12 protein-coding genes and 2 pseudogenes are annotated in these 12,002 nt (G+C 70.7%); 4 read left to right on the top strand and 10 right to left on the bottom strand.

From position 1 onward, the window contains the following. Nucleotides 1-4: 4 nt before the first annotated feature. Nucleotides 5-330 (top strand): annotated as a pseudogene (tnpA, locus tag ACIHFD_RS62735) (IS200/IS605 family transposase). Between the two features lie 7 nt (nucleotides 331-337). Here tnpA and ACIHFD_RS62730 read toward each other — a convergent pair. Together ACIHFD_RS62730 and ACIHFD_RS62725 are read right to left on the bottom strand one after the other, a co-directional pair. Beyond that, nucleotides 338-616 (bottom strand): hypothetical protein, encoded by a 279-nt coding sequence (locus ACIHFD_RS62730; protein ID WP_397375082.1) that lies wholly within the window; start codon nucleotides 614-616, stop codon nucleotides 338-340. Between the two features lie 105 nt (nucleotides 617-721). Then, a complete protein-coding gene (locus tag ACIHFD_RS62725) occupies nucleotides 722-1,699 on the bottom strand; it encodes an Acg family FMN-binding oxidoreductase (RefSeq protein ID WP_355209894.1) in 978 nt (325 codons plus the stop codon). Nucleotides 1,700-1,862: 163 nt separating this feature from the next. Here ACIHFD_RS62725 and ACIHFD_RS62720 point away from each other — a divergent pair, with 163 nt between their 5' ends. Further along, nucleotides 1,863-2,270 (top strand): pyridoxamine 5'-phosphate oxidase family protein, encoded by a 408-nt coding sequence (locus ACIHFD_RS62720; protein ID WP_350727597.1) that lies wholly within the window; start codon nucleotides 1,863-1,865, stop codon nucleotides 2,268-2,270. A 6-nt stretch (nucleotides 2,271-2,276) separates the two neighbouring features. Next, nucleotides 2,277-2,498 carry a hypothetical protein gene (locus tag ACIHFD_RS62715; RefSeq protein ID WP_397375081.1) on the top strand — a complete coding sequence of 74 codons (222 nt, stop codon included), beginning with the start codon at nucleotides 2,277-2,279 and terminating at the stop codon, nucleotides 2,496-2,498. 115 nt (nucleotides 2,499-2,613) lie between these two features. Here the strand turns inward: ACIHFD_RS62715 and ACIHFD_RS62710 are convergent, their stop codons facing one another. Next, the gene (locus tag ACIHFD_RS62710; RefSeq protein ID WP_397375080.1) at nucleotides 2,614-3,255 is read right to left on the bottom strand and encodes a DUF305 domain-containing protein; all 642 of its coding nucleotides are present in this window, start codon (nucleotides 3,253-3,255) and stop codon (nucleotides 2,614-2,616) included. A 116-nt stretch (nucleotides 3,256-3,371) separates the two neighbouring features. After that, the gene (locus ACIHFD_RS62705; protein WP_397375084.1) at nucleotides 3,372-5,042 is read right to left on the bottom strand and encodes a GAF domain-containing protein; all 1,671 of its coding nucleotides are present in this window, start codon (nucleotides 5,040-5,042) and stop codon (nucleotides 3,372-3,374) included. Between the two features lie 94 nt (nucleotides 5,043-5,136). Here ACIHFD_RS62705 and ACIHFD_RS62700 point away from each other — a divergent pair, with 94 nt between their 5' ends. After that, nucleotides 5,137-5,778 (top strand): response regulator, encoded by a 642-nt coding sequence (locus ACIHFD_RS62700; RefSeq protein ID WP_397375079.1) that lies wholly within the window; start codon nucleotides 5,137-5,139, stop codon nucleotides 5,776-5,778. Nucleotides 5,779-5,804: 26 nt separating this feature from the next. Here the strand turns inward: ACIHFD_RS62700 and ACIHFD_RS62695 are convergent, their stop codons facing one another. The 6 genes and pseudogenes from ACIHFD_RS62695 to ACIHFD_RS62670 form a co-directional block, all read right to left on the bottom strand. Continuing rightward, nucleotides 5,805-6,290: an HPP family protein gene (locus ACIHFD_RS62695; protein ID WP_397375078.1), complete on the bottom strand. Its 486-nt coding sequence runs from the start codon at nucleotides 6,288-6,290 to the stop codon at nucleotides 5,805-5,807. Nucleotides 6,291-6,391: 101 nt separating this feature from the next. Further along, nucleotides 6,392-7,489, bottom strand: coding sequence for a YbdK family carboxylate-amine ligase (locus ACIHFD_RS62690; RefSeq protein ID WP_397375077.1), 1,098 nt, complete (start codon nucleotides 7,487-7,489; stop codon nucleotides 6,392-6,394). A 48-nt stretch (nucleotides 7,490-7,537) separates the two neighbouring features. Then, nucleotides 7,538-8,377 (bottom strand): universal stress protein, encoded by an 840-nt coding sequence (locus ACIHFD_RS62685; protein ID WP_397375076.1) that lies wholly within the window; start codon nucleotides 8,375-8,377, stop codon nucleotides 7,538-7,540. A gap of 125 nt (nucleotides 8,378-8,502) precedes the next feature. Next, the gene (locus ACIHFD_RS62680; protein ID WP_397375075.1) at nucleotides 8,503-8,670 is read right to left on the bottom strand and encodes a hypothetical protein; all 168 of its coding nucleotides are present in this window, start codon (nucleotides 8,668-8,670) and stop codon (nucleotides 8,503-8,505) included. Between the two features lie 6 nt (nucleotides 8,671-8,676). Continuing rightward, entirely contained in the window at nucleotides 8,677-9,771 is a 1,095-nt protein-coding gene (locus ACIHFD_RS62675) for a cellulose-binding domain-containing protein (protein ID WP_397375074.1), read from the bottom strand. 142 nt (nucleotides 9,772-9,913) lie between these two features. After that, a pseudogene (locus tag ACIHFD_RS62670) lies at nucleotides 9,914-11,920 on the bottom strand (GxGYxYP domain-containing protein). Between the last annotated feature and the right edge of the window lie 82 nt (nucleotides 11,921-12,002).

Genomic DNA, 12,002 nt, shown 5'->3' with positions numbered 1-12,002 from the left:
CAAGGTGTTCACCGACACCCACCTGAACCGGATGGAGGAGATCATGCGGGACGTGTGCGCCGACTTCGAGACCGAGCTGCGCGAGTTCAACGGCGGGAACAATCACGTCCACCTGCTGGTGAACTTCCCGCCCAAGATCGCCCTGTCCAGACTCGTCAACTCGTTGAAGGGCGTTTCCTCACGAAGGATGCGCCAGGAGTTCCCGAGCTGGCCCGTCACTATTACCGGGCGACCAAGCTGTGGTCGGGCTCGTACTTCGCCGGGTCGGTGGGCGGCGCACCGATCAGCGTCCTGCGCCAGTACATCGAGCAGCAAAACCGTCCCGGTTAAGGCACGTTCAGGCCCCAGAGGGCCTTCCTGCGCGGGCCTTCACCCCCGGCCTGAAGTGAAGGCCGGAGCACTGGCCCGCATTCCGGTAGCCACGGTCGATCTCGTGCTCGTGCCGAGCGCGGGTCCGCTCGGCGCCGTCGGGGGTCGTCCACCACAGGCCGCCGTCGAACCGCAGCCACTCCAGGGCCGGGTCGGCGGCGAACCGCGTGCGGTAGCGGTCGATGCCGAGCAGGCGCAGGAGATGGTACGGGCCGGACCGCGCGCCCGCCGAGTTGAGCCAGGACAACGAGCGGCCCGACGCCCCACTGGCCAGCTCCGCCTCGGTGACCAGGACGACCTCGGCGCCCGCCGTGAGCTCCCCACGAACCTCCTGGCCGAGCGGAAGTGACCGCTACATCGTCGCCTCCGACACCGAGCGGCGGACCGACCCCTTGTCGTCGGAGGTGACGCCCAACCGCATGATCATCTGCGGGTACTCGTCCGAGCAGAGCTCGTGGCGCAGGAACTCGCGCAGCAGATCCATCTCCAGCGCCTGCGTGTGGAAGGCGGCGCTGACACCGTAGGCGGCGGCCTCCAGCAGGACGTGCTGCAGCGCCTGCCCGGCGTCGATCCACTCCTGGCGGCCGTCGCCCCGCGTGGTGAGCAGCGCCACGACTCCGGCACACGTCTCGGTCCGCTGGTCGGCCTGGCTGCCCCAGTCGTGCCCCCAGGAGTAGTCGCGCTGGGGGAAGTCCGGGTCCGTGCGTACCGCCTGGCGGGGGTAGCCCTCGGCGGGCACCCCGTCCTTGCGGCTGCTGCCCGGCGGCCGGGCCCAGCGGACCACCTCCAGGCCGAAGCGGCGGTCCTGCGCCTGGATGCCCTGCGCGGCCTGGGTGAGGGCGGCGATGACCCTGACCGCGTCCGGGGAGCGGACGGGGGTCAGCCTGGCGCCCTCCTCCATGGCGGCGCGGGTCAGCCGTTCGATCAGCCTGTCGGGCACCGGCACGTCGGCGAAGCCGGCGCGGTGGGTGCGGCGCCGTTCGATCTCCTTGCCCAGAGTCTTGAGGGACTCGTCGGGGGCCATTTCGGCGCCCGGCCGGAGCCTGGCGAGCAGCGAGGGGCGGTCCGGGTCCGGCAGCGTACGCACCACGGGCTCCCAGCCTTCGCAGCGCATGGCCGTACGGAGGGTGTAGAGCGCCGCGCCGCAGCTGATCAACAGCTCGCGGCCGGAGGTGTCGCTGACGCGCAGTTTTCTGTCCGGGTCCGCCCGCAGGCTGATCTCCTCCCCCGAGGTCGTGAAGATCCAGGGCTGCGTGTTGTGTATGGACGGCGCCCAGCGCGCGGCCTCCAGCGCGGTGTCGATCGCGTGCTTCGCCGATAGGACAGCCATGGCTTCCACCTCCGTCGGGCCCTCTGTCCAGCCCATCACACCCTCCACTTCCGGGTCAGGGCCGAAGGTCCCCGGCCGCCAGGGCCGTCAGGCCCTCTATCGGCGGTAATGAAGGGACTTTCGCCTCTAACGCGAAGGTGGCACCAAAAGGGAGGTTGAGGGTATGCAGCTCGATTCGTCCGGACTTCAGGTGCTCTCCCGCGAGGAGTGTCTCGGCCTGCTGTCCACGACCCCCATCGGCCGGATCGTGTTCACCGAACATGCCCTGCCGGCCGTGCAGCCGGTCAACTTCCACCTCGACGGCCGCTCCATCGTGATCCGGACCTCGATCGGGTCGAAACTGGCGGCCGCCACGCGGCACGCCGTGGTGGCCTTCGAGGCCGACGAGTTCGATTCCGAGCTGCGTACGGGCTGGTCCGTCACCGCGGTCGGGCAGGCGCGGGCCGTGACGGACCCGGACGAGATCCACCGGCTGGCGGCGCTGCCGTTGACCACCTGGGTGCCGGGGAACCGGGACCACTACATCGTGGTCGACGCCCAGGAGGTGTCCGGCCGGCGCATCACCCCCTGAGGGCGCTTGAGGGCGCTGCTGTTCGCGGCGTTTGACGAATCCAGGAAAAAGCGCGGGATTCATAGCAAGCCATCAGGCAACAGTAATAGCAACATCACTGTCTGTAATCGGGGTGAAGCAATGCGCAAAGTGATCATTCTGACTGTGGCCGTGGCCGCCGCTGCCGCGCTGACGATGGCGGGCCTGGCGGTCCTTCGAGGCGACTCGCGTTCGGCCAAAGCCCGCTAGGCGGACCTGGGGCCAGGACCCCGAAGTCCCGCAGTTCGCGTCGCGGGCTGCGGGAAGGTCGCGAGCTGTGGGAAGGTCGCGGGCTGCGGGAAGGTCGCGGGCTGTGGGAAGGTCGTCACTTCCGCATCCCGCACGGCATGCTCCAGCCCTTGAACCAGTGGGCCAGGTACCGCTGCATCCGGAACATCTCGGCATGCCGGGCGTCGCGCATCCTGACGGCGAAGCGGGCGGTCTCGGCGTGCGTTGCCCGCCCGGACATCAGCAGTTGCTGGGACATCGACACCGCGGCCATGTGATGCGGAATCATGTCGAGCAGGAACGCGTTGTCCAGCGCGTCGCCCGACAGCTCGGACAGATCGCGGATCATCGGCTGGTAGCCGGTCGCCATCCTCGAACGCCCTGGGTACCACTTGTCCAGCCAGGCTCTCATCGTGGCGATGTCGGCGCTCTGCCGGGCGATGATCGAGGCTCCGAGAGCGCGCATCTGCGGCCGGTCCGAGCGCCGTAGTTGCCGGGCCGCCGTCACGGCTTCTTGATCGTGAGCCACCATGCGGGCCAGATAGCCGGCCTCGTCGGTGACGTTCATGCTGCGCGTCGACCCGTACGGTCCGGTCAGGCTCCGCTCCGTCGGCGTGGCGTTGCGCTGCTCGACGATGGCCTGCTGGGCGATGCCGGTGGCCGTTGCGGCAAGGCCGGTAACCGCGACGGCCGCCAGCGCGGAACCGGCCGCGATCCCCGCCACTGCCGAACGTTTCATCTCGGCTCCCCGTGTTCGACTCCCCTTCCTGTCCATGCTCCGGGGTGGCTCACCGCGTCCGACAGGGCCTTACGCCCCATACGATCAGGACCAACGTCCTTCCAGCGGAGCCGATCTCACAGGGGGATCCGCCAGCACAGCCGCGTCCCGCCCGCTTCGGGCGTCGTGAGCTCCGCGCCGCCGCCCAGCCGGGTGGCGCGTTCCTCGATGTTGCGCAGGCCGCTCCGGCGTCCCGTCTCCCCCAGGCCGACGCCGTTGTCCGTGACCACGAGCACGAGCCCGCCGCCCGCGGCCTCGACGAGGACGTCGACGCTCGTCGCGCGGGAGTGGCGGACCACGTTGGACAGGGCCTCGCGCAACACGGCCAGCAGATGATCGGCGACCGGCTCGGGCACCAGCGCGTCGATCTGACCTTCCATGCGCAGGCCCGGCATGAAACCCAGATGGCCCGCGACGCCCTCCACCAGCTCCACGATCCGGCCCCGCAGGCTGGGAACGGGCTGCTCGCCGGAGCCCTGCAGCGCGAAGATGGACGAGCGGATCTGCCGGATCGTCCCGTCCAGCTCGTCGATCGCGTGCTGGACCCGCTTGGCCGCCTCCGGCCGCTCCACCAGCCGGATCGTGCTCATCAACGTCATCGCGGTGGCGAACAACCGCTGGATGACCACATCGTGCAGATCTTTGGCGATGCGATCGCGATCTTCCAGGAGGCCGAGCCGCTCGGCGTCCCTGCGCGCCTCGGCCAGCTCCAGCGCGATCGCCGCCTGACCGGCGAACGCCTGCAGCATCTGCTCGTCCGCCCCGGTGAACGGCAACCGCCCGCTCCGCTTGGCCAGTACCAGCACCCCGCGCACGTTCGGCGCGCTGCCGAACGGCACCATCATCACCGGCCCGTAACCCAGCCGCCGCAGCGGCGAGCCGGGACGCGGGCCGCTCTGCATGTCCGGGTCGGACATCGCCTCGCCCTGGACGAACACGTCCCCGGCGAGCGTCTCCGACACCACGAAGACGGCCCCCAGCAGCTCCTGCGCGCCCTCGCCCTCCGCGACCTCCACGAGCAGCGACTCCCTCGACGGCTCCGGCAGGAGCACCTCGACCAGGTCCGCATCGGTCATCGCGAGGGCGGAGTCGGCCACCAGGCTCAGCACCTGACGCGGGTCGGCGCCGGACAGCAGGCGCGTGGTCACCTCGGCCGACGCCTGCAGCCAGGTCTCCCGCCGCCGGGACACCGCGTACATGCGGGCGTTGTCCACGGCGACGCCGGCCGCGGTGGCCAGCGCCACGACGATGGCCTCGTCCTCCTCGTCGAACTCTTCGCCGCCGCGCTTCTCGGTCAGGTAAAGGTTTCCGAAAACTTCCTCGCGCACCCGGATCGGGACGCCGAGGAAGGTGCCCATCGGCGGATGCCCCTGGGGGAAGCCGTACGACTCCGGGTGGTCGGCGATGCGGCCCAGCCTGAGCGGCCGCGCGTCCTTGATCAGCAGGCCCAGCAGGCCCAGGCCGTGCGGCCAGTGCTCGATCCTGGCGATCTCCTCCTCGGTCAGCCCCACCGGGATGAACTGGATGAGCGTGCTCTCGTGGCCGATCACGCCCAGCGCGCCGTAGCTGGCGTCCACGAGCTTGGTCGCGGTCTCCACGATGCGGCGCAGCACAGTCTCCAGATCGAGCTCGCTGCCCACCGACACCACGGCCTCGAGCAGTACGTGCACCCGATCCCGGGTGGCCAGCACGGTATTGAGCCGTACCTGCAGCTCGGCCAGCAGCTCGTCGAGCCGCACGTGCGGCATCACCGGATGATGCTCGCTCTCCACATCTTCAAGTGTCGCACCAGGCCGGCCGGTGTCTCTCGCGGTGCTCCCGGCATCGGATAGCGTCGTATATGTGATTCGTGTGTTCCTCGTCGACGATCATGAGGTCGTCCGGCGGGGCGTCGCCGCGTTGCTGGGATCCGAGGACGACATCGAGGTCATCGGGGAGGCCGGCACGGCCGAGTCCGCGATCGCCCGCATCGCCGCGCTGAAGCCCGACGTGGCGGTGCTGGACGTACGGCTGCCGGACGGCAGCGGCGTGGACGTGTGCCGCGAGGTGCGCTCGAGGGTGCCGGGGCTGGCGTGCCTGATGTTGACGTCGTTCGCCGATGACGACGCGCTGTTCGAGGCGGTGATGGCCGGGGCGGCCGGCTACGTGCTCAAGCAAATTCACGGCTCCGACCTGGTCGGCGCGGTCCGCACGGTCGCCGCGGGGCAATCGCTGCTCGACCCGCAGACCACCGCCGCCATGCTGCAGCGCCTGCGCGACCAGGCCGCCAGGAAGGATCCCCTTGCCGCGCTGTCGGACCAGGAACGGCACATTCTTGACCTCATCGGTGAAGGGCTGACCAACCGGCAGATCGGCGAGCAGTTGTTCCTGGCCGAGAAGACGGTCAAGAACTACGTGTCCAACCTGCTGGCCAAGCTCAACATGCAGCGCCGCACCCAGGCCGCCGCGCTGGCGGCGCGCCTGCGGGACTCCCGTCCCGAGTAACCCGCCGGCGGCCGGGGGGACAGCGTTCAGGGCGCGTCTCCCACGGTGGAGGCCGGGGGAAGGACGGGTTCGAGGTGGAACATCCCGGTGACCACCTCATGGGACCCTTCGGCCGGGCGGAGACGTCCGGCGACGGCCAGCAGCACGTCATGAGCCGTGACCAGGCCGATCAGCCCGCCCCCGTCGACCACCGGCACGGCGTCGCACCCGGCGTCCAGCATCGCCGCCGCGACCCGGGTCAGCGGGGTGTCCGGGCGGACCACCGGCCTGCGCTCGCACCCGAGCAACATCCGTACCTGACGGCTGGACTGCTCCTCCGGACCGCCCGACCAGGACACCGCCACCTGCTCACGCGTCAGGATGCCGAACACGTGCCGCCCCTCGACGACCGGCAGGTGGTGAACGTCGGCGCGGCGCATCAGCTCCCAGGCCATCAACGGCGACTCGTCCGGCTTGACCGCCACCAGGACCCGGCTCATCACCTGCTCGGCGGCCAGCATTTCGACGGTCATGACCCCTCCTTTCTCCCACTTCCACCTTCGCGACGGCGAGCCCGCCGCGCCCGGGGACGAAGTCCCGAATGGGGGTGACATTGGTCCCCATCTCGCCTGGTTCAGGGGAGTGTCGCGTCGGCGAGCAGCTGGGCGAATCGACGGGGAGTGCCGGCCTGGGACCACATCGTCCGCTGCCGGGCCGCACCCGTCCCCCGGCGGGCCAGCCGGTGGAGCAGCAGGGCGATCGGTTCGGGCTCGGGCAGGCGCGGCAGGAGGAGCTCCAGCAGGTCGCGGTGGGTCAGGGCCCGCGACGTGTACGGATCGAGGGCTGGCGCGTCCAGGCCGAGCCGGGCGGCGGCGGCCAGCTCGGCGACGATCTGCCGGTCACTCAGCGCCTTGATCGGCACATTTCTCGTCATGTCGGCGATGGCCAGGGCGACGAGCGCCCGCGCCATGGCGGCCAGCAGCACGGTGTCCTCGACCGAGAGGCAGGTGTCCATGACCCGCAGCTCCACGGTCGGGTAGCGCGGTGACAGCCGGGCGTGGAAGTACACGCTCCGTTCGTCCAGGGCCCGGCCGCGGCGGATCAGGTGGCACACGGTGGCGTCGTAGTCGGCCGCCGACCGCCACGCCAGGGGAGGCGCCGCCGTCGGCCAGCGGCTCCACTGCCGGTAGCGGCGGCTGGCCCAGCCCGTGTCCCCGCCGCCGGCGATCGGAGAGTTGGCGCTGAGCGCCAGCAGCGTGGCCAGATAGGGCCGGAGCCGGGTCAGGATCTGCACGCCCAGTTCGCGGGAGGAGATGCCGACGTGTACGTGGCAGCCGCAGGTGCCCGAGCCCGCGACCAGGGCTCCATGGCGGGCCGCCAGCGCCCGATAACGGTCGTCGGCCGTGAGAGCGGACAACCCGGGCATGTTTCGCGGGGGAATCCCGCACGCGACGAGATGGCAGCCCAGTTCCCGCGCCGCGCGTGCGGCGAGCGTCCGGTGGCGGGACAGTTCCTCGGCCACCTGCGCCAGGTCCGTGCACACGCCGGTGACCGTTTCGAGCTGGTAGCGCATGGCCTCGGCTTTGACGTGCGGATCGCCGCCGAGCAGCGCCAGGACCGCCGGCGCGGCCAGGGCCGGGCCGCCTTCGGCATGATCCAGCAGCAGGAACTCCTCCTCCACCCCCACCGTCAGCGTCCGAACCACAGGGGTGGCGGTGCCATCCGCTCTCATCGCAGCCTCCCCGGAAGCAACCTGCGTACGGGGCGATCGATCCCTTCCCTACCGCACCACGGCGACGGCGCAGCGGGCGTGGTGGAGCATCGCGTGGCTGACCGAGCCCAGCAGCGCCGAGCGGATGACTCCGCGCCCGTGCGAGCCGACCACCACCAGCGCGGCCTGGGCCGAAGCGGTCACCAGAGCGTCGACCGGGTGGGCGCGCCGCACGTCCTCGACCACCTCCACCCCCGGGTACGCCTCCCGGAATCGGGCGATCCGGGCGGCGACGACCTGGTTGGCGGCCGCGGTGACGTCGTCGGGGTCGTAGTTGACCTGTGGGGCGTACAACTGCACCGGCGGCTGCCAGGCGTGGAGCGCGCGCAGCGGGCTGCCGCGCAGCTCGGCCTGGCGGAAGGCGAACTCGAGCGCGGGCTCGCACTCCGGCGAGTCGTCGACGCCGACCACCACCTCACCGCGTACGGACTCCTGCTCGGGCCGCACCACGACCACCGGGCAGTGCGCCTGACCGGCCACGTGCAAGCTCACCGAGCCGAGCAGGGCCCCCTCGAACCCGCCCAGCCCCCGGCTGCCGATGACGATCTCGGTCGCGTCCTTGGCCTGCTCCCGCAGGGCCACCGCCGCGGGCCCCTCGACGACCTCGGTCGACACCTCGACGTCCAGCTGGCGCTCCCCCGCCAGCTCGGCCGCCTCGGTCACCATCGTCTGCGCCATGCGGTCGAGCACGTCCGGCTCGGGAGCGGCGTGGAACCTCGAAAACCGGTACGAATCGCGGTTCACGGCGTGCACGACGCGCAGCGGCTCGTGCCTGCGCTTCGCGTCATCCACCGCCCAGGCCACCGCCGCGCACGACGCCCGCGATCCGTCGACACCTGCAATGATCATGTTGGTCCCCCCTCTCCCCCCATCGCACCGCACGCGACCTCGCCGCCCCAGGGCCATAAGTCCCTCATGAACAGGGCCAACGACCCGGCGTCCGACGGCCGTGAAAGGGCTCGTCAAGGGGCCTTTCAGGGGCCTGGCGCGCTGCCGGCCGGCTCGCGCGCGAAGAGCCCGCCGAGAGCGGCGGCGAGGACGGGCAGCGCGACGACCACGGCCGCGATCGTCGGCCTCGTACGGACCAGGCCGGCGATCGGAGCGCGCCGATGGGCGGCGTGATCGCTGATCACGCCGCCCATCGCCGGTCAGGTGAGGAAGCTGCCGTAGGGGCCGTTCAGCATGGCGTTCTTCTGTGTCTGGTTGAAGATGCAGTTCGGGTAGGAGTAGAAGGTCGCCGACATGCACGTCCCGTCGGTGGAGGTGGCGTCGGGCAGGCCGAACGCGTGCCCCAGCTCGTGCACCATTCCGCCGTACCACCGGTTCATCGCGCCGTTGATCCCCGCGGCGCCGTCGGCGTCGTGTCCGCTGAGGATCACCCAACCGTTGCCACCGCCGCCACCGGCGCCGTCGCCTTCGGCGCTGATCTCGCCGACGTTGACCCAGCGGTTGTCCGGCGCGCCGAGACCGAGCTTACGGCGCAGCTCGGCCTGCATGTTGCACACCGTCCACCAGTACTTCTCGCCGCAGTTCGGGGTGTTCTCGTACCAGGTCCGCGGCTGGTCGCCGTTGACGACCTCGACGACCGGGTTGTTCAGCGTGAACGTCTTGCCCAGCTGCTGCTTGAAGAAGCGCTGCGCCTCCTGCATGACCTTCGCGATGCCGTCCGGGTAGCGCTGGTCGTAGGCCACGTCCGAAGGCTTGAGCCAGTAGACCCGCACGGTCCGCGACGGCGGCGGGCCCGACGTCGGGGTCACGGTCGGGGTCACTGTGGGAGTCACTGTGGGAGTCACCGTGGGAGTCACGGTGGGGGTGGGGGTCACGGTGCCCGTGCAGGTGACGCCGTTGAGGGTGAAACTGGCCGGCACCGGATTGGTGGAGTTGTTCCACGTGCCGTTGAACCCGAACGAGGCGCTGCCGTTCGTCGGCAGGGAGCCGTTCCAGCCGGCGTTGGCGGCGGTCACCGCGCTGCCGCTCTGCGTCACGACGGCGTTCCAGGCCTGGCTGACCGTCTGCGAGGCGGCGAAGCTCCAGCGCAGGGTCCAGCTCGTGAGTGGATCACCGAGGTTCTTGATCGCGACGTTGGCGCTGAAGCCGCCGGCCCACTGCGAGCCCAGGGTGTAGGTGACCTGGCAGCCGGCCGCGGCCGCGTGCGCCGTGATCGTGCTCGCCACCGCGGCGCCGGCCATGCAGACGGCCAGGGCCCCGGCGATGAGGCCCCTGCGTAATCCTCGTAAGTGCATCCGCTTTCTCCGTGTGAGGGGGGAGCCCGAAAAATGTGAACCTTAACAACGAGTACGGTGATGATCCATACCGAGCCTGTCAATAAACGTCGGCGGAAGGCTGCTACGGACGTGGGGAAATGCTTTTGGGACTCTGAAAGTTTCAGGCCGACAGATGCTCGCGGAGCAGCGCGAAGAACGTGTCGCCGCGGACGATCTCGAACGGATCCCCCAGGAGCCCCGCGAGCTCGGCGATGTCGGCCGGCGTCCAGTTCCAGGCGTTGACCGCGCCGGCGATGAACAGCGGCGCTCCCCCGTCCCATCCCCCGATCCGCCGCACCAGCGTGTCCCGGTACTCCTGCGCCTTGCCCTGCGGCGAGAAGTTCCCGATCACGGGCAGGCCCGCCGGGTGGATCAGCAGGTCGCCGGTCTCCCACGACTGGATGATGCCGCGCACCGGGGTGTCGCGCCGGTAGGCGGCGACGATGCGCTCGTCGAAGGCCACCCAGCCGTCGCCCTCGGGCTTGCGGTGGTTGTAGGCGTAGACGAGATCCATACCGGTACGGCGCAGGAATCGGCCGGTGAGCCGCGTGTACGCGGCCAGCGCCGCCGCCGGTCAGGACCCCGGGTAGGTGTAGCCGGCGCCGGACGGGCCGGCCACGAGCAGGTCGTTGGCGGTGGCCGTGCGCTGGTAGTACGCCAGCAGCGCGGGCCCGATGTCGGCCAGCAGCGGGCTCACCGTCCAGTTGACCGGCACGCCGCCGCGCTTGGGGTCGTCCCAGATCTCGCGCATCCGGCGCTGGCAGTACTGGATGTTGTCGCCCTCGCCGACCGTGAGCGTGAGATAGACGCGAGCGCGTAACCTGGCCGGCGGTCGCGGGCGTACCCGGTCGGAGATTTTGGCGGAGACCCCGGCGTGGACGGTGGCGTTCATGTAGTAGTCGGCGGGGACCACCTCGACGCCGTGCTGCGAGGCCCGGTCGACGCCGCCCCACTCGCCCGCCACGTCGTTGGAGAACCAGCCCGCGTACGGCGTGGCGGGCTCCACCCGGCCGAAGATCTCGTCGAGCAGCTCACCGGTGGCGCCGCTGGGCGGCAGCCAGAAGACCATGGCCCGGGTGGCCACCGCGTAGTCGCGGAAGTAGGGAAACGGCTCGACCCGGGTGGGCGCGGTCGTCGCGGCAGTGACCAGGTACTGGTTCCACAGGTCCACCTCGACGAGCAGTTGCCGGGCCCCGGCCGGGGCGGTGAAGCGGTAGACGAAGTAGTTGCCGCCGTCGGCGAAACGGTTGTCGTCGCCGCCTATGGCGGAGTTGAGGCCGTCGAAGAGGTAGGGGGCCTCGGCCTCCGTGCCGGGGGTGAACGCCGCGATCTGCGTCCCGTCCGCGGTCACCTTCACCGAGCCCACGGACGCGCCCCAGCCGTCGTCGCCGAGCGAGTCCTGGAAGCGCAGGTAGACGCCGTCCTGGGCGGTCGGCACCTCCTGGCTCAGGTCGAACGTGCGCACCGCCCGGTTGGAGGAGTCGCGGACGCGCTCGGTCTCCCGCGCGATCTCGCGCCACCGCACGCCGTCCACCCGCACGGTCCTGGTGGGCGGGAGCCCGGCGAGCAGGGTGTGGGTGCAGCGGGGGAACAGGTGGTCGAGCTGCCAGCGGTACGTGGCCAGGACGTCGGCGGGGTCGAAGCGGCCGCGCAGGTCCACGACGGTACGCAGGCCGTGCGCGGCGGCCTGCTCGGCGGTCGCGGCGACGGCGTCCTCGAGACCGGCCAAGGTGGTGGCGACGTTGACGGAGTCGGGGACGTCCGGGTCGTGCAGGATCGCGCCGCGCACCTCGGCGCGGTAGCGGGCGACCAGGTCGAGGGGGCGGTCGTGACGGATGACCGCCGCGCCGGTGCTGGACAGCCAGCGCTGGTCGTGTCCGGCGGCGTCGTAGTTGAAGTAGAGGCGCGGCCGGCGGCGGTTGACGACACCCTGGAGGGTGGTCAGGAGCAGCTGGTCGTCGCCGTGGAGGGTGGTGAGGTCTGCGAAGTCGAGGTGGGTGGGACGGCCGAAGTTCGGCAGGAAGGTGGGGAGGGTTCGCGCGGCGGCGGGGTCCTGGAAGGTGAGGCCGAGGCCGCCGGCCGCCAGGACCACGCCGTTCGCCCGCAGGAAACTGCGTCGTGACACCATCAACGATCTCCGCTCCTCGTGGGGGGACAAGGATTGACACCGCTGTCAACTGCCCTCGAACGTAACAACGTGACGTGATGTT

The organism is Nonomuraea sp. NPDC051941, assembly GCF_044593615.1.
The sequence above is the reverse complement of the archived record's forward strand: the minus strand, read 5'-3'. Positions and strand labels throughout refer to the sequence as shown.

Excerpts from the sequence above, each read along its gene's own strand:
- ACIHFD_RS62725 (WP_355209894.1), bottom strand. The coding sequence starts at position 1,699 with ATGGCTGTCCTATCGGCGAAGCACGCGATCGACACCGCGCTGGAGGCC.
- ACIHFD_RS62720 (WP_350727597.1), top strand. The coding sequence starts at position 1,863 with ATGCAGCTCGATTCGTCCGGACTTCAGGTGCTCTCCCGCGAGGAGTGT.
- ACIHFD_RS62710 (WP_397375080.1), bottom strand. The coding sequence starts at position 3,255 with ATGAAACGTTCGGCAGTGGCGGGGATCGCGGCCGGTTCCGCGCTGGCG.
- ACIHFD_RS62705 (WP_397375084.1), bottom strand. The coding sequence starts at position 5,042 with ATGCCGCACGTGCGGCTCGACGAGCTGCTGGCCGAGCTGCAGGTACGG.
- ACIHFD_RS62695 (WP_397375078.1), bottom strand. The coding sequence starts at position 6,290 with ATGACCGTCGAAATGCTGGCCGCCGAGCAGGTGATGAGCCGGGTCCTG.
- ACIHFD_RS62690 (WP_397375077.1), bottom strand. The coding sequence starts at position 7,489 with ATGAGAGCGGATGGCACCGCCACCCCTGTGGTTCGGACGCTGACGGTG.
- ACIHFD_RS62685 (WP_397375076.1), bottom strand. The coding sequence starts at position 8,377 with ATGATCATTGCAGGTGTCGACGGATCGCGGGCGTCGTGCGCGGCGGTG.
- ACIHFD_RS62680 (WP_397375075.1), bottom strand. The coding sequence starts at position 8,670 with ATGGGCGGCGTGATCAGCGATCACGCCGCCCATCGGCGCGCTCCGATC.
- ACIHFD_RS62675 (WP_397375074.1), bottom strand. The coding sequence starts at position 9,771 with ATGCACTTACGAGGATTACGCAGGGGCCTCATCGCCGGGGCCCTGGCC.